Genomic DNA, 26,350 nt, shown 5'->3' with positions numbered 1-26,350 from the left:
ACCTAGCTCGCTATTTAATTGTCAAAGATCTTGTCGCTCACGCGAAAGGTCAGTATCTATTCAAACCCGTCCTGCCTGTCAAGAAAAATTTTCAAACTCCTCAAAGTCAGAAAACTTCACCCAACATACTTCTCCAATGATCACAATCCCTTGAACAAAAAGATCGCTCCCCCCGCTCAAGAGAAATGGCTTCTATACCGACACATTCATAACTGTCAATAACTTTCTTCGCCAAATCCTAAAATTTCCTCGCCCATTAAAAATCAATAAGCCATAATGGCCAGTGGTGCGCACAGCATGGAAGGAAACGTGCTACCCTAACTAGCTTATATACTTTGGAAGATTGAGAAAGACTTCTCTGGTGAAGGTCACTATCTTGTCCATGATCCAAGGGAAGGTGAAAAGCAACGCCAAAAAGACGGCGATGATCTTTGGAACGAAAGTCAGAGTCATTTCCTGGATCTGGGTGGCCGCCTGAACCATGCTGACGAAAACACCGACCAGCAGGCCGACACCGAGCATGGGCAATGCGATGGTCAGGGTCAGTTCGATGGATTGTCTGGCAAACCCGATAACGAATTCCGGAGTCATGATACCTCCCAGAGGGATCAGGCAAAACTGTTGACGAGAGATCCGACCAGAAGATTCCAGCCGTCGACCATAATGAAGAGCAAAATCTTGAAGGGCATGGAAACCATGACCGGCGGAAGCATCATCATTCCCATGGACAAAAGGATGCTGGCCACAACCATGTCCAAAATCAGAAAGGGTATGTAGATCAAAAAACCGATCTGAAAACCGGTCTTCAGTTCGCTGATGACGTAGGCGGGAACGAGCAGCATGAACGGAACGTCGTCTTTGCTCTGAGGGCGTTCGATGCCGGTGATGGAGTAGAAGACCGACAGGTCCTTCTCTCTGGTGTGCTTGAAAAGAAATGATCGAAGAGGGGTTTCGGTCCGCTCTAGAGCCTCCTTGTAGCCGATTCTCTCGTCGAGGTAGGGCTGCAAGGCCTGATCGTTGATCTGTTTTCCAACCGGGAACATGATAGCCACGGTCATGAAGATTGCCAGGCCAGCCATGATCTGGTTCGGCGGCATCTGCTGGGTGCCCATGGCCTGCCGGAGAAAATGGAAAACGATGATGATTCTTGTAAAGGAAGTCAGGGTCAGGACAATCCCCGGAGCTAGAGAGAGAACCGTCAGCAGAGCCAGGATTTCGAGCAGGACGGAAACCTTCTCAGGATCGGTCTGGCCCGCAGCCAAGGAAAGGGACAAAGTCGGCAGAACAGGTTCAGCGGCCAGACTTGTGGCCGGCAAGACCAGGGCCAGCAGAATTACGGCCGAGGCTAGCAAGGCCTTCTTTTTGATGCTTCTCCAGCACGGAAGCGAAATCAGGATCTTGAACATGGTCCGCCAGCTCCTCTCCGAGCAAGGTCATCTGTGTTTCCGTCACGCCAATGATAAGAAGTTTATTCAAGAAACGGACCACAAGGATTTCCTTTCTGGGACCTATGCCCAATCTTGAGACCAGATGCAGAACAGACGAGGGCCGGGAAAAGCCCAGCCTCGGGGAAAAACGGCGCAGAAGATAAAAGCCCAGGAGAAGCAGGGCCAGGACGACGAGGAGAGAAGACGCCATCTTCAAGCCGGTTGACCCGATATCCATGGCGTTCTGGGACAGGGTGGCGTTATCCAAGCTGGCGGACCCTCTCTATGGGGCTTATGATATCCGTCAGCCGAACTCCGAATTTCTCATTGATGACAACTGCTTCGCCTCTGGCAACGAGCTTGCCGTTCACGTGGACCTCCAGCGGCTCACCGGCCAATTTGTTCAGCTCGATGACCGATCCCTGGCCGAGCTGCAGGAGTTCGTTGATCAAAAGCCTAGTGCTGCCCAGCTGCGCGGTGACGTTCAGAGGAATGTCCAGTATGAAATCCAGATCCCTCTTCCCGCCTTCGGGCCTAGTATTCTTGGCTTCGCTGGTCAGATCCTTGTACTCGTAGTCCTTGCTTTTAGCACTCAGAGACCGCTGCTTCTGCTCCTTCTCGATCTTCTGCTCCTCTTCGTCGGCCAAGGCAGCAGCCCAAGCGTCAGCGATATCGTCCTGGTCACCACCCTTACCTTTGTCCCCTCCGTCCTCCTCCAAAGCGGCGGCCCATTCAGCAGCCAGGGCATCCTCGTCCATCTGGACACCACTATCCTTCTTCTGGCCTTCCTGGCTATCCTTCTCCAATGCTGCGGCCCATTCGGCAGCCAAATTGTCTTGGTCCTGTTCAGCCATAGTTCACCTCTCCTACTCGGATGAAACGCCCAGAGACCGAAACCCGGTCGCGAAGCGTCAAAAATGCGTCTCTTCCTCTTTGACGACCTGAAACGCCTTGTTGCCCTTGACGAACCCGGGCCGACCGTAAAACTTCAGCACACCCTCAACCTCAGCCTGGAGCAGGTCATCCTCGTCTGTATCCAGAAGCAGAATATCCCCCTTGCGGAGATTGAGCAATTGGCGGCCTGTGATCTGAGTGTTCCCGAGGGTGACCTCGAAGGCCACCGGCGTTTCCATGAGTCTGTCCCGAAAACGAGAAATCCAGGCATGATCGACCTCCAGGCGCTCCGACTGGAAGGCGGCGTAGAGCTTGGACCGTATCGGCTCAATGGTCGCATAGGGCAAGGATACCACCAGAGATCCAATGGCGTTTTCCAGTTCAACCTCGAAGGAAATAACCACGACAACGTCGCTCGGCGGGACGATGGTCGCAAACTGCGGATTGATCTCCGACCGGACCAGCTCGATATTCACTTCGTGAACCGGCCGCCAGGCGTCCTCGAGATTGCTCAGCAGGGACTTGACCACATTGTTGATGATGGTTTGCTCAATGGGAGTGAAGTCTCGGCCCTCAACCTTGGGCTGGGTTCCGGCCCCGCCGAAGTAATTTTCGACCAGGGCGAACACCAGCCGGGTGTCGATGACCAAAAGGGCGTTGCCTCTCAAAGGGTCGAGCTTGAAAATGTTGATACTTGTTGGCACCGGCAGGGAACGCATAAAGTCCCCGAACTTGGACATATCGATGGAAATAGGATTCACGTCTAGCTTCTTGCGCATGGAGTTGGCCAGAGCGTTAGTCGCCAGGCGGGCGAACCGATCGTTGATGATCTCCAGAACAGGCATCCTGCCTCGGATGATCCGATCCTGGTTGGCCAGATCGAAGGCCACGATGCCGTCGTCATGTTCGACGATATCTTCCTCGGCCTCGACCTCGCCCCCGGAAAGTCCCCTGAGCAGGGCATCGACCTCGTCCTGGTTCAGTATCTTGTTCATGACGCCCTCAATAGATCGGGATTCCGGACCGGGTTTTCAGTAATCGACATTCGGCCAGAATCCGTTCCCGGTGTCGGCTCACTGTATGATAAACTCCGTGTAAAAAACCTGTTTGACGATATTCTCTCCTAGGACCAGATTGGCTCTATTGACAATCTCGGTCTTCAGCTCGACCTTGGCAGCCATGGAGGATAAATCGGAGTAGCTTTTGCTCGACAACAGCAGCAGAAGCTTGTCCTTTATCTTGGGCATCTCTTTCTGGAATTTGGCTGGAGCATCCTTTCCGACAAGCTCCATCTCGAGGGAGATTTTCAGATAGCGACGACCTAGGGGGTCAGCCAGATTGACCACGAAGGAAGGCATGGAAACCATATTCACCACGCCGTCGTCCTTGCTCTTCTTCTCGCCCTGGACCTCGACTCCACCCTCCGATCCTACCTGACCGTCCGAGGCGAAAAAGTACTTATAGGCGAAAAAGCCCCCCCCGGCCAATACCAAGAGCAGAACCGCCAGAATGATCCACTTAAGCATTCCGCTTTTTTTCTTCTGTGTGCCCTTTTCCGGGGCTTCTTCCTTCTTGGCCATGAAGTCCTCCTTGGACGGACCATCAAAAACGATCGAACCTAGAGATAGGTGAACGCCTTGGTTTTGAGCAAAATCTCGACCCTGCGATTCTTGCCTCGCCCTTCCGGAGTGTCGTTGCTCGCCAAAGGAAAGTTCGGCCCATAAGCCGATACGCTGAAGCGCTTTGGATCGAGACGCTGGCCGAGATAGAAGTCGAGGACGGCCATCCCACGCATGGCCGAGAGTGTCGGGTTGTCCGGGTTGCTTGCCGGTACCGAGTCCGTGTAGCCGGCCACGTTCACATCTGCGGGAGAGACCAGGATGAGTTTAAGGATTTCGCCGAGCGCAAATCGGGCCGTGTCGCTCAGAGATGCCGAGCCTGAGCTGAAGAGAATTCCGTCGGACAGGACCAAAGCCACTCCCTCAGGCCGGAGAAGAATCTCCAGATTTTCGTCTAGGGTGTTCTTGTTGATCTCCGGCGGAAGGATTTCGTCCGGAAACAGGAGGTCCTTGATCCGCTGTTTGTCTATGAGCACCTCGCTGGGATCTCTGAGAATCTTCTGCAGAATCTCGAACCTAGTCTCGATCTTGCCGGACCCTTTGACCGATAGGAACCCGGCATCCTTTTCAAAGACCGTGATGATCTCCCGGATGATACTCCTGTCCATGGAGGACATGCTGAGCAGAAGGACGAAAAAGGTCAACAGGAGAGTCATCAGATCCGAAAAGGTGACCATCCAAGCATTCTTGGCCCCGCCGCCGGATTTTTCTCTGCTTCTTCTGGCCACTGGTCCTCACTTCAGGTCGAAGATGAAGTCCTTGAACATAAACCGGCCCTTCTCGACCTTGGCCTCTGACGGTGCCTCGAGCCGGGCCGCCCAGCTCGAATTGCGCTTGTCAAGAATGAACTCGACCCTCCGATTGGCCTCCCGACCTTCGGGAGTATCATTGGAAACCCTTGGCTTCGTTGATCCGAAGGCTTCCATCCTCAGCTTTTCGGGATCCACTCCGCCGTCGAGCAAATAGCGGTAGACCGTCAGAGTCCGATACAGGGAAATCTGCCAAGCCTCCATGCGCAGCCCGTCTTCTTGGTCGGCCGCCCGGTAGACCTCTCCCAGTTCGTCCCTAAGGATTCCGCTGTGACCGGCCAGCAGCAGCGGATACTCCACCTGCTGCAGACCCGGAAGCAGCTTGTCCAGGGAGGCCATGCCCTGGATACTCAGTTCCCAACTCCCCGGAGCGAAGAGAATGTCGGAGCCCACGGTCACGACCTGGATGAAACGGTTGGACTGGAAGTCCAGGTCCAGGGTCTTGTCATCCCAGACCATGGGTCGGACGAACTCCAAATCCTTGACGTCCTCGATAGGCCCAGGCTCGACCATCTGCGACTTGGGCTTTGTGGTCAACGCGTCCACCCCCTTGTCGCCGATGCCGAAGGCTCCGATAACCGAACCGAGCACCACGCGGCGCTTTCTCTCATCCAGAATGGCCGACATACTGAGTAAAAGAACGAAAAAAGTCAGCAGGAGGGTCATCAGGTCTGAAAAAGTGATCATCCAAGCCGGCACTTCATTGTCCGAGGACTTCTTCTTGGCCATACCGGTATCCTCAGGAGCTGACTTTGCGCACCTTTGGCGGCAAGTAACTATTAAGCTTCTCCTCGATGATCCGAGGGTTCTCCCCCTTGGAAATAGCGAGAATCCCTTCCAGTATCATGCCTCGGATGAGGATTTCCTCCTTGCTCCTGGCCTTGAGTTTGCCTGCTAGGGGGTTGAACACCAAGTTGGCCAGGATCGCGCCGTAGAACGTCGTGATCAGGGCCACGGCCATGGATGGGCCGATGGAAGCCGGGTCATCCATGGTCTGGAGCATCATTACCAGACCGATGACCGTACCGATCATGCCCATGGCCGGGGCGTACCCCCCCATGGCCGAGACGATCTCAGCTCCGGTTTCGTGACGCCCTTCAAGGTAATTGATCTCGGTCTCGAGAATTTCCTGGATGGTCTGAGGTTCCAGACCATCGACGGTCAGCTGCAACCCTTTTCGCAGATAGTCGTCCTTGACCTCTTTGAGCAGCGGCTCCAGGGACAAAATGCCCTCACGTCGAGCCCGATTGGCGTAGTCCATGAACTGGGCAATGATGGTCGAAGGCTGATCGAGCTTGCTCAAAATGGTTTTCTTCAGAACGCCGATCACCCCCAAGACGTGGCCAAGAGGGTAGTTGACCAGGGTTGCCCCGATCGTCCCTCCGAGAACGATGAGCATGGAGGGCAGATCCACGAACATGAGGATGTTCGAGCCGATACCCGCCAAGACAAGGCCAAAGGCCAGGAGGATGCCGAAAACGGTTGCCAGATCCATGTCGTTCCTTCGCAATGCTCCTTTGGTTCCGGGATCATGCCGGGACGGCTAAGCCCAATGCAAGATACAAACCAGTTCAGCTGGATCCCAAGCCCAGGCTTTCCATGAAGGATGGGTTCTCGGTCCACCTCTTTTTGACCTTGACCCAAAGTTGGAGATCGACCTTCCGTTCGATCATGTCCTCGATTTCAACCCGGGACTGGGTCCCGACCGATTTGAGCACACTGCCCTGTCGACCGACGACCATGCCCTTGTATCGTTCCTGGGAGACATAAATCAGTACCGAAATTCTGGTTAGACTTTTCTCCGCCAGGTCCTCCCATGCCTCAACCTCTACGGCCAAGTGATACGGGAGTTCCTGGGCCATGCGCAAAAACAGCTTTTCCCGGACAATCTCGGAAACCAGGAACCTGAGGGGCAGGGTGGACAGTTCATCTTCGGGATACACGGCCGGACCCGGAGGCAGTGAATCGATCAAACGTTCCAAAAGATCCTGGACCCCCTCCCCGGTTCTGGCTGAAACGGGATGAATTTCGGCCGATGGCAGCCGGGAGGCGCAGGCTTCTAGCAGCGGCAAAAGCTTGGGCTTGGCCTTGATTTCGTCAATCTTGTTCAATGCAGTAAACAAGCTGACTTTCATATCCAGAAGACGGTCCCCAATGGGGGCCATATCCCGATCCAGAAGCTCGGGCCGGTCTGCGTACCGGACAGCATCCAGAACCAGACAGACGGTGTTCGCCGACCCCAACGCTCCCCAGGCCGACCGCAAAAGCAGCCGGTTCATCGTCCCGGGAAGACGGTGAATTCCAGGGGTGTCCAGAAAAAGGACCTGGGCATCAGGCCGGGACAAAATGCCCGTGATCCTATTCCGGGTCGTCTGAGGTTTGGGGGTGACAATGGCCACCTTCTGGCCGATGGCGATATTCAGGAGGGTCGACTTTCCCGCGTTGGGAGGACCGATCAGGGCAACCGCTCCGAACTTGTGATCTCTCATCATGAATGGATACTCCAAGGCCCTTGGGGCCGACAGTGTATAACGCAAAAATTACAGCACATTCGCATCAGTTTGTAAAGCCGGCCAAAGCCCCGGACCCTTTTCTTGTGCCCGAAAAACCACCTTTTCGGGGCTTGCCCATTGACGAACCTTCCGGCTATAGGCCGCCCCATTATGAAAAAGGATCTCATCATCGTCGAGTCTCCGGCAAAAATCAAAACCATCAAGAAAATCCTCGGATCCGGTTTTGAGGTCGAGGCCTCGGTCGGCCATGTTCGGGACCTTCCAGCCAAAGTTCTGGGCGTGGACGAAGACCGAGACTTCCTCCCCATGTACGAGGTCATCCCGGGCAAGACCAAGGTCGTCGCCAAGCTCAAAAAGGCTGCGGCCAACGCCGATACGGTCTACCTGGCCCCGGATCCGGACCGCGAAGGAGAGGCCATCGCCTGGCATGTGGCCGAACTCATCCGAAACGAGAACCCGAACCTGAAGCGGATCCAATTCAACGAAATCACTCCCCGGGCCATCCGCGAGGCCCTTGATCACCCGGGTGAACTTCGGGAAAGCGTCTTCAGTTCCCAGCAGGCCAGAAGAATCCTGGACAGGCTCGTGGGCTACAAGCTCTCCCCCCTTCTGTGGAGCAAGGTCAAGCGGGGCATTTCCGCCGGTCGGGTTCAATCCGTGGCCCTACGTCTCATCGTCGACCGGGAACGGGAACGTCAGGCGTTCACTCCCGAGGAATACTGGGTTTTCAAGGCCCATCTGGACACCGAACTCAAGGAACGGATCATCGTCGACCTCTGGAAGGTGAACGGCAAAAAACCCAACATCTCTTCCGCCCAACAGGCGCAGGAGTTGCAGTTGGACATCAGGAACTCCGCTTTCGCCGTTGCCTCGGTCGAAGAAAAGGAACGGCGCCGCCAGCCCCGACCACCATTTATCACCTCCACCCTCCAGCAGGAGGCCAGCAGCCGACTTGGCTACCCGGCCAAGAAGACCATGGGCGTGGCCCAGAAATTGTACGAAGGCGTCGAACTCGGCTCAAGAGGCACGACCGCCCTCATTACTTACATGCGAACCGATTCGGTCCGCGTGGCCGATGACGCGCGTCAGGCGGCCGCCCAATGGATCGATGAAACCCTGGGGAAAGACTATCTGCCCGCCAAACCCCGCACATACAAAAGCAAGGGCTCGGCCCAAGACGCCCACGAGGCCATCCGTCCCGTCGATCCGAATCTGACCCCGGACGAGGTCCACGCTCTCCTGCCTGCTGACCAGTACCGGCTATACAGATTGATATGGGAACGGTTCATGGCATCCCAGATGGCTGATGCCCGCTTCTGGGACACCACCGTCACCGTCGAGGCAGGGAGAACAGCCTGGAGAGTCAAGGGTGAGCGTCTCATCTTTCCGGGGTTCATGGCCGTACTCTCGGGATCCGACGGCCAAGAGCGCAGCATTGAGCTACCTGCCCTGGCAGCTGGCCAGTCACTGGCCCTGGCGGACGTCGATGCCCAGCAGAAGTTCACCCAGCCCCCGCCCAAATACTCTGAGGCCTCCCTAGTCAAAAAGCTCGAAGAGGAGGGAATCGGTCGGCCGTCGACCTACGCGGCCATCATTTCCACGCTTCAGGACCGCGAATATGTCGTCATAGTCGACCGACATTTCAACCCTACCGACCTCGGCATGGTCGTCAGCGACCTGCTGGTGGCCCATTTTTCACGTCTCATGGACACCGGGTTCACGGCACGGATGGAAGAGGACCTGGACAACGTGGCCGTCGGCAAGGTCGACTGGGTCGACCTCCTCAAAAGCTTCGCCCGGGAATTCGACCCGACGCTGTCCAAAGCCATGAAGGAAATGGACTCGGTCAAGGGCGGGATCGGAACCGAGCTGTCCTGTCCTCTCTGCGGCAGCGACCTGGTCATCAAATTCGGCAAAAACGGAAACTTCCTGGCCTGCACGAAATACCCGGACTGCGGCTTCACCAGCAACTACTCCCGGGACGAGGATGGAAACCTAGTCATCGAAAAACCCAGGCCTCAGGAACGGGAAGTCGTCGGGACCTGTCCTGAATGCGGCCGGGAACTCCACCTCAAGCGATCCAGGACCGGAAGCCGGTTCATCGGCTGCTCCGGCTATCCGGACTGCCGGCACACGGAACCCCTGACCACCGGAGTAGCATGTCCCAGGGAGGGCTGCGCTGGAACTCTGGTGGAAAAAAGCAGCCGCCGGGGTAAAATCTTCTATTCCTGCGACCAATATCCAAAATGCGACTACGCTCTCTGGGACATGCCTGTTCAAGGCACCTGTCCGGAATGCGGTTCGCCTCTTTTGGTCCAAAAAAAGTCCAAGACCGGAGAGACACACATCGCCTGCCCTGTCCGGGGATGCTCCTACAGGCGGGAAGAGGATTGAATCCTTTTCGTCAGGGCCGAACCAGAGGTAGCTTGGAGCCCAGCCCGATCCATTTTTCGTTGATCTCCGCCCGATAGGGCCAGATCCTGACTCCGGCCTTCATGGCTCGATAAAAGAGACGGGCAAACTCCGGATCGATGAAGTCCGCCGGGCCGAAACACTGCGCATCGGCCCGTTGAATGAGATAGAAGCAGGCCACTTCGTCCCCGCCCCGGGCCAGCGCAGCGAGCTCACGGAGATGCTTCCGTCCCCTCTCGGTCTCGGCGTCCGGAAACCAGGCCACACCGTCTTCAACCAGGGTCACGTTCTTGGCCTCAACCCATAAACGGCGGCCCCCGGACTCCAGTCTGGCGTCCAAGCGGCTTTCGCCCGCCGCTACTTCGGCCCGATACGACCCCCAATCCCGCAGTTCGGGAATGGTCCCGGTTTCCCATGCCACCCTGAGCATCCGGTTTGGCATCTGGGTATTCACTCCCACCCAGAGTTCTCCAAGGCGGGCTAACTCCAAAGTCCAGGGGAGCTTTCGAAGGGGGTTCCGTGCCGGGGAGACCAGAATTTCCGCCCCGGGCCGCAAGAGCCCGAGCATGGATCCCGAGTTGTTGGTGTGCACCCCGATTTCCTCTTGCCGGAACCTAGCCTGGATCAGAAACCGCTTGGACCTTGATATGAATTCGGCCCGTACGCTTCCTTCGGGCAAAGGGACCCTGGCGTCAGGTTCACGGCCGTTCATCATCGCTCCCGTCCCATCAGGGCCTATTGACGTTACGTCAGCATTTTGACAGAGAAGGCGCATCCATCAGATCCACATACGAGGCAGGCATGGCGCTGAAGACAAGCGGTATCATCGGCCGCAGCAAGGCTCTCCAGGATGTCTTCAAAATCCTGGAAAAGGTCGCCCCCACCGACAGCACGGTTCTCGTAACCGGTGAGTCCGGCACAGGCAAGGAACTCCTGGTCAGAGCCCTCCACGAGAACAGCCGACGATTCGGGCAGCCCTTCGTGCCCATCAACTGCGGGGCCATCCCCAAAGACCTGCTCGAATCCGAACTGTTTGGGCATGAAAAGGGGGCCTTCACCCACGCCATTCGGACCCGCTCAGGACGATTCGAGCTGGCCAGCGGCGGAACGGTCTTCCTGGACGAGATCGGAGAGATGGATCTCTCCCTGCAGGTCAAGATTCTGCGTGTTCTCCAGGAGAAAGAATTTGAGCGGGTTGGCGGAACCCGGACCATGAAGACCGACGTCCGGGTGGTCGCGGCCACCAACCGCAACCTGGAGGAGGAGGTCCGGCTGGGGCATTTTCAGGAAGACCTCTTCTATCGTCTGAACGTCATTCCCATCCACCTCCCGCCATTGCGCGAACGCGGCGACGACATCCTCCTTTTGGCCAAATCCTTCCTAGAACGGTTCTGCCGCGACCGCGACCGTCGCGTCCTGGAACTTCGGCCCGACGCCGAGCGCCTCATACTGGCCTACTCCTGGCCCGGAAATATCCGGGAACTCGAAAACTTCATGGAGCGAATGAGCATTCTCTGTGACAGTGAACGTATAACCTGCTCCGACCTCCCGCCCAAGGTCCTGGCCGAAACCGGTGCCCTCCCTCCTGAAACGGAGTCCCGCTTTGAATCCGCGGCCGATTTCAGAATGCCCGTACTCAAGGACATGCAGGACAGGAACCTAGGCCTCAAGGAATTCATCGACCTCCTGGAGGAGGGTCTGCTGCTCGAGGCCATGGATCAGGCCGATGGGGTCAAGAACCGGGCCGCCGAGCTCCTCGGCATCAAGAGAACGACCCTCATCGAGAAGCTGAAGAAACGAAACCTGGGATGAATGCCCGCCCGTTGGCGGTTCGGGCCATTTTTTGCAAACGGATCGTGTGGCCGTGAAAACAACATCCCTTTTCAGTCTTGCCCTTGTCCTGGCGGTCTTTCTGGCCATGGACTGGGTCGGCCCAGAAGCTCGGGCCATGACTGCCTACTGGGGCCGCCATCCCCAGAAGGACCGTCTCGTGTTTCACTTCGAAAAAAGCCTTCCCGACTTCTCTATCCACCGGACCGGGCCACGTGAACTGACTCTAGAACTGCCCGCAAACATATGGTCTGCGGAGATCAAGCCCGGCCCTGTGGACCTCCGGGGATCCCGTCTCCTCGAGCGGGTCCTCGCCACCGAATCCGGGGCCGTGATAACCCTGAAGACGAATGCCTTTGGATACGTCTACTTTCCTCTTCTTGATGACAAGAAAATTGTCGTCGATGTTCATAGGGACCCCAGTGGGGCCAAGTGGACTCCACCGACGCCCTCCCCGCCATTCCAGGACAAGGCCGGAACCGAACCGGACCCTCCGACCATTAAACAACTCGAAGGACAACCCGAACCGTCGCCAAACGAGGATATTCCGGTTGCCGACCCCGAACCGGTCTTCACCGAAGCCCCCATGCAGGCCGCCAGCGACGAAATGTCCCAGGAAAAACCCGAAATCGACCCTGTACAGGACATGGGGCCGTTCTATCGACTTCGGGCCCCGGTTTCTCTTGAGGGTCCCGAGACGGCTCCGGTCTTCAGGTCTGGACAAATTGACAGGACCGGCCCGAGGCCAGTTGCGGCTTCAACCCCACCCCCGGAAACCCAGACAGTACAGGATCCGGTGCAAATCGAAACGGCTCCGGCGCCGGACGCCTCGGAATCTGACGTCGCTGAGCCTTCAACGGCTGAACCGGAACCTGAGGCCGATTCCGAGGAAGAGTATCCGCCCGAATCCCCGGACGACAAAAATGTCACGACCGGGTCCCTGGAAAGCCTGAACGCCACTGCCGAGGCATTCGAAACCTTCTGGTTGAACACCAAGGCCGCCATGCAAAACGGGGAGTTGGCCCTGGCTCTCGGAAACATACAGCGCATGCTCGACCACCCCAGACTCCCGGCATCCATGGTCGAGGAACTTCAGTTCGAGATGGCCGATCTGCTCTTTGAAATCCACAGGGACGATCCGAGATCCAACTATCGAATCATCATGGACGCCTACCAGGCGGCCGTGAACAGCAACCCCAAATCGGCGCGGGTGCCTGCCGCCCTTCTGAACATGGGGTATCTGAGCCTACAGGTCGGCAACCTTCCCGAGGCCGACGGTTACTTCAACTTCCTTCGCCAAAAATATCCGGAAAGTCCTTACGTTCCGGCCACCTATTTCTACTGGGCCGAATACCATTACCGGCAGGGTGAATACCAGCAGGCCGCCGACAACTTTCAGACCATTGTCCAAAAATTCCCTGACTCCCGTTCGGCCCGGAGCGCAGCAGTCGGCTTGGCCCGGAGCCTCGAGAAACTCAGGTTTTTCCGACAAGCCCTCGAAATTGTGGATTATATCGAGAAGCGATGGCCCCGCTATTACGTCGAGGATCCGTCTTTCTTGACGGTGGCCGGGAACGTGAAGCTGGTCGCAAAACAGTACGAAGCGGCCAAGCTGGACCTGTGGACGTACTACAACCTCGAACCGGACGGAGAACAGGCCGACTTGGCCTTGGCCCGTGTCGGAGATGTCTACGTTCTGACCGACCACAACAAGGCAGCCCGAACAGTATATGAACTGGCCGTTGAGCGTTTCCCGTCCCGGGAGGGTGGCCTCATCGCCAGAATGCGTCTCGCTGAGGAGGGCATCTACGACACCCCGTCCATCCAAGATATGTTCTCAGTTTTCGATCGGCCGTACAATCTCAGACCATGGCAAATCTACACCGACATCGTCACTGAATTCCCGGACAGCCCCCTAGCCCCCGTGGCCTTGGTCAAGCTGGCCATGTGGCAACTCTGGGAAAAGCAGTATCGCCAAGTCTTCCAGACCGTGTCCGATTTCCTGGACCGCTACCCCTCCAGCGAGCTCAAAGGCAACGCCCTGGACGCCGCCCGGGAGGCCTTCGCCCAGCTTTTGCCCCTGGAGACCATCGCCGAAAACTATCAGGCCATCGTCAATATCTGGGACAGATGGACATTCCTGCACGAAGGCCTGTCTCCAGCTTCCAGGCTGGCGGTGGCCACGGCCTTGTGGAGGACCGGACAAAGCGTCCAGGCCATTGCCTTAGCCGATCCCTTCGTCTCAGGCCAAATTCCCTACTCGGCCCAATCCGAACCCGCTCTCGATCTGATTCTGAACATCCTGGTTTCCGCCAGGTCCTGGGACCGGATCCTGGATATCGAGGAAAAAACCAGGTTCTGGCGTCTCAGCCAGGCCGGACAAAGACAATTGTCCTACGCTCAGGCCCTGGCCCTGGAAAACCTTGGCCGGGTCGATCAGGCCGTGCCCCTCTGGAGAAAATTGGCCGCGGACATTGAGCTCTCTTCGGGACAACGGGCCTTTGCCCTCTACTTCCTGGCCCAGTACGCCACAAGCCGGGACGACCTGGAGAACGTCTACATTTTTTCTCAGCAGGCTCTGTCAATTTTCATGGAGGAGGAGGGAAACGAGGAGGAAATCAAGAATTGCCTGGACCTACTGATCAGAACCACCGAGAGGACCGGCCGACACCAGGAGGCCCTAGGCTGGGCACTTGAGTACGCGAACTACGTCCCCAAAGGCAGTCCGGACTGGCCCTCCTTCGCCTACCGTCTGGCCACCCTGTACCGGACCAACGCCGATACCGAACTCTGGCAAAAAACCCTTGAAGCCGTTATCAAAGAGGACCCTGACAGTCTCTACAGCAAGATGGCAGCCTCGGATCTCCAGGCCGCTACCATCAAGGAACGCTACAGTCAGTTCGAATAACTGATCCTTGCCCAAAAGGAGGATGAGAATGGCCGACAGATCGCCCATCGTCGCCGGCCGGTTCTACCCGGCCCGGCCTTCTGATCTCGAGCATGAGGTCCGCTCCCTGCTGTCCGGACCGGAACCGGCCGAGGACGCCCCCCGGACCATCCTGGCCATGGTCCCGCACGCCGGCTACGCTGCCTCGGGGCTCGTGGCCGGGAAGACCATGAAGGCCGCCAAGCTGGCCCGCAAGGTCCTCCTCTTAGGTCCCAATCACACTGGCATGGGCAAGGCCGTGGCCGTCTGGCCCGATGGTCGATGGACCTTTCCAGGCGGCTCCCTTCGGGTCGATGTCGATCTGGCATCCGCACTGATCAAAAATTCCGGCATAGCCCGATTCGATACTGCAGCCCATCGAGCCGAGCACTCCCTGGAGGTCATCCTCCCCTTTTTGTACGCCCTCGACACCGAAACGGCCATCGTTCCGATCTGCGTGTCCCTGTCCGACCGGGGCAGCCTCCTAGACCTTGGCCGGGAGCTGGCCCAGGTCATGGCCGGACATCCGGAACCGGTCTCTCTGGTGGTCAGTTCGGATATGAGCCACTATCTGCCCCACGAAACGGCAAAAAACATGGACCGGCTGGCCCTGGAACGCATTTCGGCTCTGGATCCGTCCGGGCTGTTTGACGTGGTCGTCACCCGGCGTATATCCATGTGCGGGGTTCTGCCCATGACCGCGGCCTTGCAGGCCGCGGTCATGGCCGGAGCAAGGGAGGCCGTTCTCGTCTCCTACGCTACCTCCGGAGACACCCTGGGAGATTACTCCCGGGTCGTGGGCTACGCGGGTTTTCTGATCTCCTGAAACAAACCGTCCTGCACCGCCAAAACGATGGGCAGGCGCAGGCTGACTCGGGTCCCCTGACCTTCAGTGCTGGCGAGCTCGACGGTTCCGCCCAGTTCGTCAAAAATCTTCTTGGTCATGGCCAGGCCGAGACCCGCGCCCTTGTCCTTGGTGCTAAAAAAGGGGTTGAAGACCTTTTCCATATGCTGAGCAGGAATTCCTCGGCCGCTGTCCTCGATATCCACCCGGACGAACCTATCCTCGGGAAAAGTTCTGATGGTAATGGTTCCTCCAGGGCCCTCGAAACTCTCCAGTCCATTTTTGACTACGTTGATCAGGGCCTGCTTGACGATCTCGGCGTCGCCCTGGACCATGGGCAGATCCGGTTGAAGGTCCATGACAAGCGTAGCCCCCTGCTTCTCGCAGGCCATGCCCATGATGCTCATGGTCTCCTCGACAACGTCGTTGATGTGAATCTCGGCATCCTTCGACTGTGTCGGGCGAGCGAAATTCAGAATGCTTTTCAGAATGCCATCCAGCCGCTTGGACTCGTGAAGAATAATCTTGACCTTTTCCACGGCCTTGTCCGGAAGTCCCTGAGTCCTGAGCAGAGCGTTGGCAAAACCGCCGATGGCAAACAATGGGTTCCGGATCTCGTGGGCGATGTAGGTCGAGAGCTCGCCAACGGCCGCCAGACGCTCCGACTGCTGTAGTCGCTTCTCCATGTATGTCCGGGACGTGATATCCCGACGCATCTCCACCAGTTGGACGATCTCTCCACATTCATTGAAGATCGGATACACGTAAACCCTGAAATACAGAAGCCGACCCTCGGGTGATATCCTCGTCACCAGGGCTTCAGCCTTGCTCTTGGTTCTCAATACATCCCGAAACGGCGCCGATTCGCACTCGGGACAGGTACTCTCCCCCTCTCCCCAAGTTTCCATGCTCGACTTGAGGATGATATCCTGCTTGGGCAGACCCATCCTGGCACAGACGTTCCGGTTCACGTCCACGACGACCTGATTGACGTCCAGAAGCAGAATGTCTTCGCGGACCTCGTCGATGATGGTTTTCAGCATGGTTTCGGCCCGTTGCAGGTCGGTCTGGCAACTCAGGCAGAACCGTTCGTAGGCAATCATGTTCCAAAGCAGCCCCACGGCCTTGGACTCCACCAACATGATCTCAGGCCCAAGTGACCGACGCATGGTCACCAGGCCTTCCTGATTTTCGTTCAACTGCGCCACGGCGTTAATTTCCGGCTGAACCTCGAGCATGGACGGCACATCGGCATGGATGGTCAGTCCGAGCTTTGCGGCCGTCCTGGCCAGTGCCTCGTTTCCTTCCGGATCGACCAGCCCCCGGATGTGGACCTCGGGAAAAAGGCCCTTGATATCGAGCCGCTGCATGAGTTCAAAGACCGTCCAAATCCGGTCGTCCAAATCGGTCAAGCCTAAATAGTACTGCGTTGCCAAGTCTTGCATGGTTTCACTCTTCCAGCCCGGAGCCAACTCTCACCCTCGCGGGCAGACCGGACTCTCCGATTTTTTTTCGATTTGCATTGACATGAAAAAAGATATCCGTCTAATCTGAATGAAAATTTCCAGTCGGAAACCCGGACCATCGGCCGCACGGTCGATGATCCAACGACAACCCGTCAAACTCAGGAGGTACAGCATGGAGTACACCGAAGCCGATCTTCCCCTCTCTCTCCATCACGGCGAAATCGTGACCTTGGCCGACGGCACTACAGTCCGCTTCGATTCTAACGGCGAGGCAAAGGACGTATTCCTGTCTGACGACTTCTCGCCGACGGCGGAGCTCTTCCCCACCCACGAGTACACCTTCGAAGCCGGCGGGTCCAAATACAAGCTGACCGCTGAATTCTCTGACAACATTCTGGTCGAAAAGATCTAGAACCGCTTGCCTTGCCCGGGCCGATCGGCCCGGGCAAGGCCTTTTTCTCTCAGAGCAAATCAAGCAACTCCCGGACCAACTTCGGCAGACGGTCTCCTGCCTTTTCCCGGTAGGTAATGACCCCGGGACGACGGATTTCCGGAGCGGCAGGATCGACCACGTACATCGGCGTCCCCACAGGAACCTCGTGGACCAGGGATGCGGCCGGATACACGGCCAAGGAGGTCCCCACAACCATGAAAATGTCGGCCCGAGAAGCCAGTCGAGCTGCATCAAGCATCATGGGCACCGGCTCCCCGAACCAGACGATGTGGGGCCGCAGCTGCCCGCCGAGCTCACAGGTTTCTCCCAACCGGATGTCCTTCCAGTCAAGGTCGTAAACCAATTCCGGATCAATACTGCTCCGGGCCTTGCGCAACTCGCCGTGAAGATGCAAGACCCGGGTCGAGCCGGCCCGTTCGTGAAGGTCGTCCACGTTTTGGGTGACGATGTCCACCCGGTATCCGCCCTCCAGATCGCACAGAGCCCGATGGCCGGCATTGGGATTGGCCTTTTTGAGTTGCCGCCTCCGCTGGTTGTAGAACTCAAGGACCAGTTCCGGATTCCGGGCGTATCCCCCTGGCGTGGCCACGTCCCTGATGTCGTGCTGCTCCCAAAGTCCGCCGCTGTCTCGAAAGGTGCTGATGCCGCTCTCGGCGCTGATCCCGGCCCCGGTCAAGACGACGATCCTTTTCTGCATATCCATCCCCTCCCGGGCTATTGTCTGAGCCCTATGTTCAAAGGGTAGACCCGCATCAAATGCGGGTCAATCCGCCTACCCATTGCCATGGCCATGGTTCCGGACCCGATGGTGCAGTCGAGACTGCCTGGGACAGTTTGGACGATGGTGTCGCCACAACCTCACCGCTTCTGGCTTTCCTTGAGAAACGAGTTGACCTGGTCGGCCGTGGCCTCCGGATACTGGAAAAAAAACCCGTGCCCGCCGTCCTGAAAACGAACCACAGTAGCCTTGGGAATTGCCTCGGCCATCAGATCGGCATTGGCCGGGAGGATGACCGAATCCTGCATGCCCGTAACGATTAGTGTGGCCGCAGTGAATTTGGACAATCTGGACCGACTTCCGCCCCAACGTTTCAGAGTTTCGGCCTGACGCATGAGATTTTCATCCACCACGGGTGCGGTGATCAATGGAAAATACTTCGATGGATCGGTATTCTCCGCAAGCCAGGACCCGGGGAAGAGGTTGGAGAACATTCGCTGAACTCGTTCTTCCAGAGTTCCGGAAAAATCCGTCATCGACCGCCAGACCTCGTCGCCGGGCCAGATTGCCTCAGCCCCCCCGCAGGATCCCGCCAGAAGGATCAGTCGTCCCACCCGTTCGGGATTCCGCAGTGCCAGTTCCTGGGCGATAAAAGTCCCCATTGACCAACCCAGTACATGGGCTTTCACGATACCCAACGCATCCAAAAGTTTTGCTGTGTCCTCGGCAAAAAGCTCGATAGAATACTCCCGGTCGGAGGAAGTACTAAACCCCATGCCGCGATTGTCAAAGACGATCACTCGACGCTCGCGTGCCAGGGGTACGATTGCTGCCGGAGGCCACATATCCATCAAACCTCCGTAGCCCATGATCATCAGCAAGGGGACTTCCGGAACCTTGACCATCTCTTCCGGTCCGAACTCCCGGTAAGCGATGCGGATATCATTGACTGCGATGCTTTCAATCTGTTCAGACATGGCGTATTGCTCCTCGGCCCAAGCCATGTCCGCTGGCAATGTGGACGCCAGAATCATGGCCGCCAAAATCATGGGCCATACGGCCCGTTTTCCAGGAAAACGGCCGAAGTCCCCGGCCGGATTATGTCCAATCCGATCAAGACTACGCATCAGGACTGGGGCAAACATTGGTTCCACATACCCTGGATGGCCTTCCGATTCAATCGCCAGTGAAAATGATCGCCGAGTCACGCCTCGATCCAGGCCAGACGCGGCGGTCCTCCCGACTCAGGACGTGAATCCTGACCGCAGACGTTGCCAAGGGTAGTCTTCGTGTCTACACTTGAGCGCAGCTCAAAGGGCTGAGACCAAATTCGTTCCACCCAAATGCCAAGGAGAGACCCATGTTCTGGATACTCATGACCGTCCTGATGCTCGCCTGTCTGGCCTTTCTCGTTCTTGAATACCGGAGCCGCCAACAGGCCGGACCACTGAGCCCCAATTTCCGCCGTCTATTCTGGACCTACGTCGTCACCTTGATACTCTTTCTGGTCATTGGACTTCCGGTAGCCAACTACCCGGTCCACACCGCCCCAGCTGACCCGGACACGGTCGCCATCCGACTATTAAAGGAAATGAGGCAAGAAATACAGGAAAACTTCAAGAGTCTGCACAAGGCCATCCAAGATTCTTCAACCCGCTAAAGGGCAATTTTCACTTCCGAAAAATATAAAAATGGGCGATAAACTCGTCCATTTTTTTTTCAGCTCACCCCGCCTGATGCCCAACCCACTGATTCAAAGAAATATCTCTTTTCTGGCCCGCCCAATGCTTTACCCATATTCGACAGCATCCAACCCTGTCGATACCATGGAAACATACTTAGGATTCGCCACCTTTGAAAACCGCTTGGCCTCTCTCTTCGAGAAGGCCGCCAACATTCAGGTCTTTCGTCAAATTGACCACGAAATTTGCCCCGTGGGACGGTTCTCCCTCCCCCAAGGAGACCTTCAGGCCAAGGTTTCCACTCTACTGTCCCACGGGGTGAAACATCTCATCTGCGGAGCCGTCAGCAACTGCGACCAGCGATATCTGAAGGCATCGGGCATAATCATCCATCCCTGGTTTCGGGGAAGCCTTGAGGATGTTCTCGCTGCCTGGGCCGCTGACGATCTGCAACGTATGATCATGCCCGGGTGCCGGGGACGATGCAGGGCCGGCAACCGCAATCGCGAACAGACCTGCCACCGGCAAAACCGACCAAGGAGTCTCTCATGAAAATTGCCATCAGCGCCCAAGGGCCGGAACTGACCAACCCGGTAGACACCCGCTTTGGACGGGCCAGGGGATTTGTGGTCTATGACCTCAACAACGACACCTCATCTTTCGTCGACAACGACCAGAATCTCGGACTGGCCCAAGGGGCCGGAATTCAAAGCGCCCAGAACGTGGCCCGAACCGGGGCAACGGCCGTCATCACCGGCAATGTTGGGCCCAAGGCCTTCCTGGCCCTGGAAAAGGGAGGGATCGCCGTCTACCTGACCCAGGAAGGAACCGTACAGGATGCCGTAACCGCCTTCAAAGAGGGGCGGCTCGAGACCGCTTCCGGGGCCACCAAGCCCGGCCATTGGTGAAAAACGGTCTGCGTGGACGATTGTCGAACGGCAACACATTGGCAGGAGGGTACAATCATGCCAGGATTTGATGGAACAGGACCAAGAGGACAAGGCCCGGCCACAGGATGGGGCCGGGGTGGATGCGCTGGCGGCGGTGGCTTCGGAGGGGGAAGTTTCGGTCGCGGGCGGGGCGGTCGCGGGCGGGGTATGTTTGCCCCAACCCAACCAGTCACCGCCGACAAGACCGTCCTAGAGGCTCGTATCGCCATGCTTGAGCGTGAGTTGCAAGCTCTGAAGTCACACTCCGAATGACGACCGGATTCTTGACTTCGAGTCTTCCGGCACTATGAGTCTGCATGCAGCGCATACGCCGCAACGACACGCCATCCTCCACAAAGAAACAGGCCCTCGGGCCTGTTTCTTTGTAAAATTAGACAGATCACAGAAATACTCATCAAGGAATCAGACATGACCGAAGACACGCAGAACACGGGAAGAGGCTCCGGCCAAAATCAAGGGCAGGGACGGGGGCAGGGACAGGGCCGCGGCCAAGGGCCAGGCCAAGGACAGGGCCGAGGACGCAGTCAAGGTGGCCGGGGTATGGGCGGCATGGGACAAGGCCGGGCCAGAACGGGCGGAGGGGTCTGCAACGAGCCCGGCGCGACCTGCGTCTGCCCCCAATGCGGCGAAATTGCCCCGCACCAGCCCGGAATTCCCTGTGTGGACACCAAGTGTCCTTCCTGCGGAACTCCGATGACCAGAAAATTCTAGTCTCCGCTCTCGTCATGCCCCTCTAATTTTCCGATCCGCGGCCGCCTTGGCGAACCGCCGAAAAGACAGGATCATCATCGGTTTCGACGGGGCGTAAACACAAGGACAAACCCATGCGAATTGCCATTGCCAGTGGCAAGGGTGGAACTGGCAAGACCACCGTTGCCGTAAACCTGGCCGCACTCCTGGCCGGAAAGGGTCTGAAGGTCCAACTTGCCGACTGTGACGTCGAAGAACCCAACGCCCATTTCTTTCTCGGCCTTGAATGGGCCGAAGAGCGTTCCGAATTCGCCGAAGTTCCGGAAATCGACACCGGCCTTTGCCAGGGCGAAAGCTGTCTGGCCTGTGTGCGGGAATGCCGCTTCAAGTCCCTGATCTGGATGGCCGGCGAGGTCATGGTCTTTCCGGAACTCTGCCACAGCTGCGGCCTGTGCGCCTTGGTCTGTCCGGCCAAGGCCGTTTCCTGGGGCCAGAGGGAACTCGGCCAATACCGTCACGGCCTCGGTCGTGGCGTCCACGTCCACGGAGGCCTGCTCCGCATCGGCGAGGCCATGGCTCCGCCCCTCATCCACAAGGTCCAGGCCGAGGCCCTGAAAAACCCCTCCGACGTCCTCATCCTGGATTCTCCTCCCGGCACCTCCTGCCCGGTCATCGCCTCCATCGAGGATGCCGACTACGTCATCCTGGTCACCGAACCCACGCCCTTTGGCCAGCACGATCTTCGTCTGGCCGTGGAACTTGTCCGCCAGCTCGGACTGCCCTTCGGAGTCGTGGTCAACCGCAGCGGCATGGGAGGAGACGAGGCCCTGGACGTCTGGCTCCGGGACGAGGCCATCAAGGTCCTGGCCAGGATTCCACACTCCATGGAATCGGCCCAAAAATATTCCTCGGGACGTCTGCTCATCGACGAGGACGACTCCCTGACCTCCATCTTTGAGACCATCTGGGATTCCGTCAAAACCAGCGCAAAGGGCAAGGAGATCCGGTCATGAAGGAAATCGTCGTCATCAGCGGCAAGGGCGGCACCGGCAAGACCAGCATCGTGGCCGGTCTGGCCCAGTTCGGCCCGGACAAGGTCCTGGCCGACTGCGACGTGGACGCTGCCGATCTGCACCTGGTTCTGCACCCCGAAATCCGGGAGACCCACGAATTCTGGAACGGCGAGGAAGCCCGCATCGACCCGGACCTCTGCACGGCCTGTGGTCTGTGTCACGAGCATTGCCGGTTCGGAGCCATCGAACCCGGTGACCCCTACCGGGTCAAGGCGGACCATTGCGAGGGCTGTGGGGTCTGCGCCTTTGTCTGCCCGTCCGGTGCGGCGGCCATGAACCTCCGCATGTGCGGACATTGGTATCGCTCCGACACCAGATTCGGGCCCATGATCCACGCCGCCCTGGGCATCGGCCAGGAAAACTCGGGCAAGCTCGTGACCACGGTCCGCAAGGCGGCCCACGACCTGGCCGAGGATAAGGGCCTGGAAATGGTTCTGGTGGACGGATCTCCGGGCATTGGCTGCCCGGTCATCGCCTCCCTGACAAATGCCTCGGCCGCGGTCATCGTGGCCGAGCCGACGGTCTCGGCCTTCCACGACATGCGCCGGGTCCATGAACTGACGGCCCATTTCAAGATTCCGGCCATGGCCGTGCTGAACAAATCGGATATCAACCCGACCATGACCGGGGACATGGCCGATTTCTGCGAAAAAACCGGGATTGCCGTTGTCGGGCGCATCCCCTATGATTTGAAGTTCACCCAGGCCCAGGTCCGGGGGCTGACGGCCGGGGAGTACGATTCTGGACTCGAAGCCCTCCTGGGCGATATCTGGCAGAATATCCTGCACCGAGTGTAAAACCGATCTGATTTGGAGGACGATATGGCAGAACATGCATGTGGCTCCTGTTCCGGCAAGGATTGCCAGGACAAGGACGCCAAACTCAAAAAGGCCATGGGCCGCATCAAGAACAAGATCGTGGTCATGTCAGGCAAGGGCGGAGTCGGCAAGAGCACCGTGGCCGTCAATCTTGCCGCCAGTCTGGCCATGGCCGGGAAAAAGGTCGGGCTCTTGGACGTCGACGTCCACGGCCCCAGCATCCCCAGGCTCCTGAGCCTCGGCGATCAGCGTCCGCACATCGAAAAGGACTATATCGAGCCCATTCCCTGGGACAAGAACCTCTGGGTCATGTCCCTGGGGTTCATGATTCCCGACCCCAAGGAAGCCGTCATCTGGCGTGGCCCGGTCAAGATGGGCCTCATCCGCCAGTTCCTGGAGGACGTGGCCTGGAACGACCTGGACTTCCTGGTTGTGGACTGCCCTCCCGGAACCGGTGACGAGCCCCTGTCAACCCTGCAGCTCATCGGCCCCGAGGCCCAGGCCGTCATCGTCACCACCCCCCAGGGCGTGGCCGTTGACGATGTCCGGCGATCCATCACTTTTTGCCGTCAGGTCGGCAACCCCGTTCTCGGCCTGGTCGAAAACATGAGCGGTTTCGTCTGCCCCAAATGCAACGAGGTCGTGAACATCTTCGACTCAGGGGGCGGCGAGCGTTTGGCCGTGGAAATGGGCGTGCCCTTTCTGGGCAAGATCCCCATGGATCCCGAAGTCGTCCGCTCGGGCGACCAGGGCTTCGTCTACGTCAAGGTCCATCACGAAAGCGAAGCTGCCAAGGCCATGGGCCGGATCGTCAAGCCCATCCTGGCCATGGTCGGATCGCTCCAGGACGGCACTTCGGCCCCGGGTGAATCGCGGCAGGCCGGGACGTCTTCGACCGAACTTCCCGCCGGGACGGTCAAGATCGCCCTGCCCGTGGCCCAAGGCCAGCTCTGCATGCACTTCGGGCATTGCGAAAAATTCGCCATTGTCACCGCGGACACCGAAAACAAGAAGGTCCTTTCGGCCGAACTCCTGACCCCGCCTCCTCATGAACCAGGCGTTCTACCCAAATGGGTGGCCGAGCAGGGGGCCCACTTCGTCATCGCCGGAGGCATGGGTTCCCGGGCACAGAGTCTGTTCACCGACGCGGGCGTGCGAGTTGTGGTCGGGGCCCCGGCCGGTGCCCCGGACGAAATCGTCCAGGCCTGGCTTGACGGCCGCCTGACCACTGGCCAGAATATTTGCGACCACTAATATTTATTTTTTATACTTTAAAAATCAAGGGCTTGCAGGTTTAAATCTGTGAGCCCTTTTTCTTTCTCCATACAAAACTACATACAAACTTGGTTGAGCCAACGTGCTTGAGCCAACGCAGAGAGGACTGAACCTCGATAAAGCACATCTTGAGTTCTCACAAAAAATCACCAGAAGCTCTTTTCTTCTGCGGGAACTTGAAAAATCAAAAAAAAATTGGAACTCATGCCGACCTACATCCCTGAGATCAATTCCATTGAGAAAGTTTTGAAGATCACGATGAGAAAAGCTATCTGTAACAAATGGTTTTACCCGGATTGGAGGATGCGGCCCAGTGCCGTTGAGGGTATGTTCGGCCGATGGCGTCATGGCCGAGAAGTCCTCATAATTATTTGCAATAAATTTGTTGCCACATGTAGTCACGAAAAAACTTGACGACGCACTCTTTTGCCTTGTAAACAAAATTTTCTGTTTCTAAGAAAATAAGGAAAACACCTTGGCCGAACGAAACCGAAACGAGGATGACAAGGAATTGACTTCGACCATGGAGGACTATCTCGAGGCCATTTACGACATCGGCAACGAGAAACGGGTCGTCCGAGTCAAGGATATCGCCGAAAAACTCGGAGTGAGAATGCCCACCGTGACCAGCATGCTCAAGACATTGGATTCGAGAGGGTTGATCGAGTACGAAAAATATGGATACGTCGATTTGACCTCCACCGGCGAAAGCATCGGCCAGGACATCCATCGAAAGCATGAGATCATTTTTCAGTTTCTTACCGGCATCCTGAAAATCGACTCTGCCGTTGCCGATGAAGAAGCCTGCAAGGTCGAACATGCCTTGAGTGAAGAAACATTGTGCAGCTTGGTCAAGTTCATGGAGTTCATCCAGGCCTGCCCCCGGCTTGGCGAAGATTGGCTGAAGCATTTCGAGGAGTTCAGGGATCATGGGCTGAATCCGGAGAAGTGCGAGATCAGGGCCAAAGCCTTTGTCAGGGACTTGCACGAAAAAATCGACTCGTCGACTCATGGCGAGGGATGACGCTGCCTCTTTGATCCGTATGGCTTGATACGTCGAAATATTGAACATATTGCCCGGTTGACATGGTCGAGTTGAAAACATCCCTGTCTTTGGGATAGTTTTTTCGGAATCGGCACGGCCTTCACTTTGAACTCGGTGCGCGGTGTCTTTTGCGGTCGATGTTGGGCCATGGTTGCCCTTTTTATTTGCGGCGTGAGTTAGTAAAATCTAATAAAAGAATACATCACAATGAATATTCGCCTTTCAAATCTTCAATCCGTGCTCACGAGCGCCGACCATATCCGCCATGATGCCGAGCATCATTGTCTCCTGCTCAGCAGATTGATTGAGGATTCCGAGGCATCAGACAAGACAGGCGCCCTCGATTTCCTGCGTGTCGACGATTCGGTCAGGGTCAAACGACTCCGTAAAGCCATACACAGGGCTATCATCGTCCTTGAAGAGAGCCGAAAGTCCTTCAAATCGAAAAATCTGGAAACTCTCAGAAAACAATTGATCGACGTTCTGGCCGACAACACTTGAACTGGAGCCGGTTATGCGACTGAAAATATGGGAAATACGAGACCATCAATGTTCGATTCTTGGGACCTGCCTGAGTCTTGGCGATCTCCGAAAAATTGGCCGAAAATTCAAGATAGCTTTTCCATCCGACGCCACCGACTTCCAGATCCACGCCACATTCGTATCGATGTGCAGGATGAACTGCCCGCCATCACGCGATATCTCCAAGCTTCTCGACCGAAAGTACTTGAAATCATTGCGCGCCTTCGGAACGAACAAATCAGACACGGAACTCCGGAGCCATTGGAGAGAGGCTCTGCGATCAGGCAACATCCCCGGACCCTACTGGGCCATCGCCTCCCACTCCAAAGCCTCCGAGGAATTTCAGGCCGAGGTCTTTGGCGAGGTGCACATGCTCTCCCATC

General features: G+C 57.2%; 30 protein-coding genes. 16 read left to right on the top strand and 14 right to left on the bottom strand.

The features are described from left to right. Positions 1-321: 321 nt before the first annotated feature. From fliQ to EOM25_04985, 10 genes are all read right to left on the bottom strand, one after another. Positions 322-591, bottom strand: coding sequence for a flagellar biosynthetic protein FliQ (fliQ, locus tag EOM25_05030; GenBank protein NCC24554.1), 270 nt, complete (start codon positions 589-591; stop codon positions 322-324). Between the two features lie 17 nt (positions 592-608). Beyond that, on the bottom strand, positions 609-1,406 hold the full coding sequence (fliP, locus tag EOM25_05025; protein ID NCC24553.1) for a flagellar biosynthetic protein FliP: 798 nt from the start codon (positions 1,404-1,406) through the stop codon (positions 609-611). Then, complete coding sequence (locus EOM25_05020) at positions 1,291-1,695, bottom strand: flagellar biosynthetic protein FliO (protein ID NCC24552.1); 405 nt, start codon at positions 1,693-1,695, stop codon at positions 1,291-1,293. Before EOM25_05020 ends, fliP begins: the two co-directional genes overlap by 116 nt. After that, positions 1,688-2,281, bottom strand: a complete 594-nt coding sequence (gene fliN / locus EOM25_05015) for a flagellar motor switch protein FliN (GenBank protein ID NCC24551.1) — start codon at positions 2,279-2,281, stop codon at positions 1,688-1,690. Before fliN ends, EOM25_05020 begins: the two co-directional genes overlap by 8 nt. A gap of 57 nt (positions 2,282-2,338) precedes the next feature. Next, complete coding sequence (gene fliM / locus EOM25_05010; protein ID NCC24550.1) at positions 2,339-3,316, bottom strand: flagellar motor switch protein FliM; 978 nt, start codon at positions 3,314-3,316, stop codon at positions 2,339-2,341. 78 nt (positions 3,317-3,394) lie between these two features. After that, positions 3,395-3,901 carry a flagellar basal body-associated FliL family protein gene (locus EOM25_05005; GenBank protein ID NCC24549.1) on the bottom strand — a complete coding sequence of 169 codons (507 nt, stop codon included), beginning with the start codon at positions 3,899-3,901 and terminating at the stop codon, positions 3,395-3,397. Positions 3,902-3,939: 38 nt separating this feature from the next. Then, entirely contained in the window at positions 3,940-4,668 is a 729-nt protein-coding gene (locus tag EOM25_05000; GenBank protein ID NCC24548.1) for a flagellar motor protein MotB, read from the bottom strand. Between the two features lie 6 nt (positions 4,669-4,674). Further along, a complete protein-coding gene (locus tag EOM25_04995; protein ID NCC24547.1) occupies positions 4,675-5,478 on the bottom strand; it encodes an OmpA family protein in 804 nt (267 codons plus the stop codon). Between the two features lie 10 nt (positions 5,479-5,488). Next, entirely contained in the window at positions 5,489-6,244 is a 756-nt protein-coding gene (locus EOM25_04990) for a motility protein A (GenBank protein NCC24546.1), read from the bottom strand. Positions 6,245-6,320: 76 nt separating this feature from the next. Further along, on the bottom strand, positions 6,321-7,238 hold the full coding sequence (locus EOM25_04985) for a GTPase Era (protein ID NCC24545.1): 918 nt from the start codon (positions 7,236-7,238) through the stop codon (positions 6,321-6,323). 174 nt (positions 7,239-7,412) lie between these two features. Here EOM25_04985 and topA point away from each other — a divergent pair, with 174 nt between their 5' ends. Further along, positions 7,413-9,656: a type I DNA topoisomerase gene (gene topA, locus EOM25_04980; protein ID NCC24544.1), complete on the top strand. Its 2,244-nt coding sequence runs from the start codon at positions 7,413-7,415 to the stop codon at positions 9,654-9,656. Between the two features lie 10 nt (positions 9,657-9,666). On the opposite strand, the gene sfsA is transcribed toward topA, so the two are convergent. Further along, positions 9,667-10,386, bottom strand: coding sequence for a DNA/RNA nuclease SfsA (gene sfsA, locus EOM25_04975; GenBank protein NCC24543.1), 720 nt, complete (start codon positions 10,384-10,386; stop codon positions 9,667-9,669). An 89-nt stretch (positions 10,387-10,475) separates the two neighbouring features. On the opposite strand from sfsA, the gene EOM25_04970 reads away from it, so the two are divergent. Genes EOM25_04970 through amrB form a run of 3 tightly spaced genes read left to right on the top strand, consistent with a single transcriptional unit; the run spans position 10,476 to position 15,256 of the window. Then, entirely contained in the window at positions 10,476-11,486 is a 1,011-nt protein-coding gene (locus EOM25_04970; protein NCC24542.1) for a sigma-54-dependent Fis family transcriptional regulator, read from the top strand. 52 nt (positions 11,487-11,538) lie between these two features. Continuing rightward, complete coding sequence (locus EOM25_04965) at positions 11,539-14,412, top strand: tetratricopeptide repeat protein (protein ID NCC24541.1); 2,874 nt, start codon at positions 11,539-11,541, stop codon at positions 14,410-14,412. A 28-nt stretch (positions 14,413-14,440) separates the two neighbouring features. Beyond that, entirely contained in the window at positions 14,441-15,256 is an 816-nt protein-coding gene (gene amrB, locus EOM25_04960; protein ID NCC24540.1) for an AmmeMemoRadiSam system protein B, read from the top strand. Here amrB and EOM25_04955 read toward each other — a convergent pair. Beyond that, positions 15,232-16,719: a PAS domain S-box protein gene (locus tag EOM25_04955; protein NCC24539.1), complete on the bottom strand. Its 1,488-nt coding sequence runs from the start codon at positions 16,717-16,719 to the stop codon at positions 15,232-15,234. The genes amrB and EOM25_04955 overlap by 25 nt on opposite strands. A gap of 193 nt (positions 16,720-16,912) precedes the next feature. On the opposite strand from EOM25_04955, the gene EOM25_04950 reads away from it, so the two are divergent. Beyond that, positions 16,913-17,152 (top strand): hypothetical protein, encoded by a 240-nt coding sequence (locus tag EOM25_04950; protein ID NCC24538.1) that lies wholly within the window; start codon positions 16,913-16,915, stop codon positions 17,150-17,152. A 49-nt stretch (positions 17,153-17,201) separates the two neighbouring features. Here the strand turns inward: EOM25_04950 and EOM25_04945 are convergent, their stop codons facing one another. Both EOM25_04945 and EOM25_04940 read right to left on the bottom strand, forming a co-directional pair. Beyond that, positions 17,202-17,891, bottom strand: a complete 690-nt coding sequence (locus EOM25_04945) for an NAD-dependent deacylase (protein NCC24537.1) — start codon at positions 17,889-17,891, stop codon at positions 17,202-17,204. 161 nt (positions 17,892-18,052) lie between these two features. Further along, positions 18,053-19,057 (bottom strand): alpha/beta hydrolase, encoded by a 1,005-nt coding sequence (locus EOM25_04940; GenBank protein NCC24536.1) that lies wholly within the window; start codon positions 19,055-19,057, stop codon positions 18,053-18,055. A gap of 215 nt (positions 19,058-19,272) precedes the next feature. Between EOM25_04940 and EOM25_04935 the strand changes: the two genes are divergently transcribed. The 11 genes from EOM25_04935 to EOM25_04885 form a co-directional block, all read left to right on the top strand. After that, positions 19,273-19,572: a hypothetical protein gene (locus EOM25_04935; GenBank protein NCC24535.1), complete on the top strand. Its 300-nt coding sequence runs from the start codon at positions 19,273-19,275 to the stop codon at positions 19,570-19,572. A 166-nt stretch (positions 19,573-19,738) separates the two neighbouring features. Further along, on the top strand, positions 19,739-20,146 hold the full coding sequence (locus EOM25_04930; GenBank protein ID NCC24534.1) for a dinitrogenase iron-molybdenum cofactor biosynthesis protein: 408 nt from the start codon (positions 19,739-19,741) through the stop codon (positions 20,144-20,146). Continuing rightward, positions 20,143-20,502, top strand: a complete 360-nt coding sequence (locus tag EOM25_04925; GenBank protein ID NCC24533.1) for a dinitrogenase iron-molybdenum cofactor biosynthesis protein — start codon at positions 20,143-20,145, stop codon at positions 20,500-20,502. Before EOM25_04930 ends, EOM25_04925 begins: the two co-directional genes overlap by 4 nt. A 57-nt stretch (positions 20,503-20,559) precedes the next feature. Continuing rightward, positions 20,560-20,796 (top strand): cytoplasmic protein, encoded by a 237-nt coding sequence (locus EOM25_04920; protein NCC24532.1) that lies wholly within the window; start codon positions 20,560-20,562, stop codon positions 20,794-20,796. A 156-nt stretch (positions 20,797-20,952) separates the two neighbouring features. Then, positions 20,953-21,255, top strand: a complete 303-nt coding sequence (locus tag EOM25_04915; protein ID NCC24531.1) for a hypothetical protein — start codon at positions 20,953-20,955, stop codon at positions 21,253-21,255. A 113-nt stretch (positions 21,256-21,368) separates the two neighbouring features. Beyond that, a complete protein-coding gene (locus tag EOM25_04910; GenBank protein NCC24530.1) occupies positions 21,369-22,247 on the top strand; it encodes a (4Fe-4S)-binding protein in 879 nt (292 codons plus the stop codon). Beyond that, positions 22,244-23,104 (top strand): 4Fe-4S dicluster domain-containing protein, encoded by an 861-nt coding sequence (locus tag EOM25_04905; GenBank protein ID NCC24529.1) that lies wholly within the window; start codon positions 22,244-22,246, stop codon positions 23,102-23,104. Before EOM25_04910 ends, EOM25_04905 begins: the two co-directional genes overlap by 4 nt. Before the next feature lie 24 nt (positions 23,105-23,128). Then, on the top strand, positions 23,129-24,379 hold the full coding sequence (locus EOM25_04900) for a chromosome partitioning protein ParA (protein ID NCC24528.1): 1,251 nt from the start codon (positions 23,129-23,131) through the stop codon (positions 24,377-24,379). Positions 24,380-24,923: 544 nt separating this feature from the next. Next, positions 24,924-25,424 (top strand): metal-dependent transcriptional regulator, encoded by a 501-nt coding sequence (locus EOM25_04895; GenBank protein NCC24527.1) that lies wholly within the window; start codon positions 24,924-24,926, stop codon positions 25,422-25,424. 228 nt (positions 25,425-25,652) lie between these two features. After that, positions 25,653-25,946, top strand: a complete 294-nt coding sequence (locus EOM25_04890; GenBank protein NCC24526.1) for a hypothetical protein — start codon at positions 25,653-25,655, stop codon at positions 25,944-25,946. Between the two features lie 13 nt (positions 25,947-25,959). Next, a partial coding sequence (locus EOM25_04885) for a DUF2325 domain-containing protein (GenBank protein NCC24525.1) occupies positions 25,960-26,350 on the top strand: 391 nt, incomplete at its 3' end.

Source organism: Deltaproteobacteria bacterium, from assembly GCA_009929795.1.
GTDB lineage: Bacteria > Desulfobacterota > Desulfovibrionia > Desulfovibrionales > Desulfomicrobiaceae > RZZR01.
This window is presented reverse-complemented; position numbering and strand designations above follow the sequence as displayed.

Bases quoted from the DNA above. Each gene is read 5' to 3' on its own strand.
- EOM25_04945 (NCC24537.1), bottom strand. From the start codon at position 17,891: ATGCAGAAAAGGATCGTCGTCTTGACCGGGGCCGGGATCAGCGCCGAG.
- EOM25_04995 (NCC24547.1), bottom strand. From the start codon at position 5,478: ATGGCCAAGAAGAAGTCCTCGGACAATGAAGTGCCGGCTTGGATGATC.
- EOM25_04915 (NCC24531.1), top strand. From the start codon at position 20,953: ATGACCGAAGACACGCAGAACACGGGAAGAGGCTCCGGCCAAAATCAA.
- EOM25_04990 (NCC24546.1), bottom strand. From the start codon at position 6,244: ATGGATCTGGCAACCGTTTTCGGCATCCTCCTGGCCTTTGGCCTTGTC.
- EOM25_04970 (NCC24542.1), top strand. From the start codon at position 10,476: ATGGCGCTGAAGACAAGCGGTATCATCGGCCGCAGCAAGGCTCTCCAG.
- EOM25_04905 (NCC24529.1), top strand. From the start codon at position 22,244: ATGAAGGAAATCGTCGTCATCAGCGGCAAGGGCGGCACCGGCAAGACC.
- EOM25_04925 (NCC24533.1), top strand. From the start codon at position 20,143: ATGAAAATTGCCATCAGCGCCCAAGGGCCGGAACTGACCAACCCGGTA.
- EOM25_04910 (NCC24530.1), top strand. From the start codon at position 21,369: ATGCGAATTGCCATTGCCAGTGGCAAGGGTGGAACTGGCAAGACCACC.
- EOM25_04950 (NCC24538.1), top strand. From the start codon at position 16,913: ATGGAGTACACCGAAGCCGATCTTCCCCTCTCTCTCCATCACGGCGAA.
- EOM25_04930 (NCC24534.1), top strand. From the start codon at position 19,739: ATGGAAACATACTTAGGATTCGCCACCTTTGAAAACCGCTTGGCCTCT.
- EOM25_04955 (NCC24539.1), bottom strand. From the start codon at position 16,719: ATGCAAGACTTGGCAACGCAGTACTATTTAGGCTTGACCGATTTGGAC.
- EOM25_04940 (NCC24536.1), bottom strand. From the start codon at position 19,057: ATGTTTGCCCCAGTCCTGATGCGTAGTCTTGATCGGATTGGACATAAT.
- amrB (NCC24540.1), top strand. From the start codon at position 14,441: ATGGCCGACAGATCGCCCATCGTCGCCGGCCGGTTCTACCCGGCCCGG.
- EOM25_04900 (NCC24528.1), top strand. From the start codon at position 23,129: ATGGCAGAACATGCATGTGGCTCCTGTTCCGGCAAGGATTGCCAGGAC.
- fliN (NCC24551.1), bottom strand. From the start codon at position 2,281: ATGGCTGAACAGGACCAAGACAATTTGGCTGCCGAATGGGCCGCAGCA.
- fliM (NCC24550.1), bottom strand. From the start codon at position 3,316: ATGAACAAGATACTGAACCAGGACGAGGTCGATGCCCTGCTCAGGGGA.
- EOM25_04935 (NCC24535.1), top strand. From the start codon at position 19,273: ATGTTCTGGATACTCATGACCGTCCTGATGCTCGCCTGTCTGGCCTTT.
- EOM25_04985 (NCC24545.1), bottom strand. From the start codon at position 7,238: ATGAGAGATCACAAGTTCGGAGCGGTTGCCCTGATCGGTCCTCCCAAC.
- sfsA (NCC24543.1), bottom strand. From the start codon at position 10,386: ATGAACGGCCGTGAACCTGACGCCAGGGTCCCTTTGCCCGAAGGAAGC.
- EOM25_04895 (NCC24527.1), top strand. From the start codon at position 24,924: ATGGAGGACTATCTCGAGGCCATTTACGACATCGGCAACGAGAAACGG.
- fliP (NCC24553.1), bottom strand. From the start codon at position 1,406: ATGTTCAAGATCCTGATTTCGCTTCCGTGCTGGAGAAGCATCAAAAAG.
- EOM25_04890 (NCC24526.1), top strand. From the start codon at position 25,653: ATGAATATTCGCCTTTCAAATCTTCAATCCGTGCTCACGAGCGCCGAC.
- fliQ (NCC24554.1), bottom strand. From the start codon at position 591: ATGACTCCGGAATTCGTTATCGGGTTTGCCAGACAATCCATCGAACTG.
- topA (NCC24544.1), top strand. From the start codon at position 7,413: ATGAAAAAGGATCTCATCATCGTCGAGTCTCCGGCAAAAATCAAAACC.
- EOM25_04920 (NCC24532.1), top strand. From the start codon at position 20,560: ATGCCAGGATTTGATGGAACAGGACCAAGAGGACAAGGCCCGGCCACA.
- EOM25_05005 (NCC24549.1), bottom strand. From the start codon at position 3,901: ATGGCCAAGAAGGAAGAAGCCCCGGAAAAGGGCACACAGAAGAAAAAA.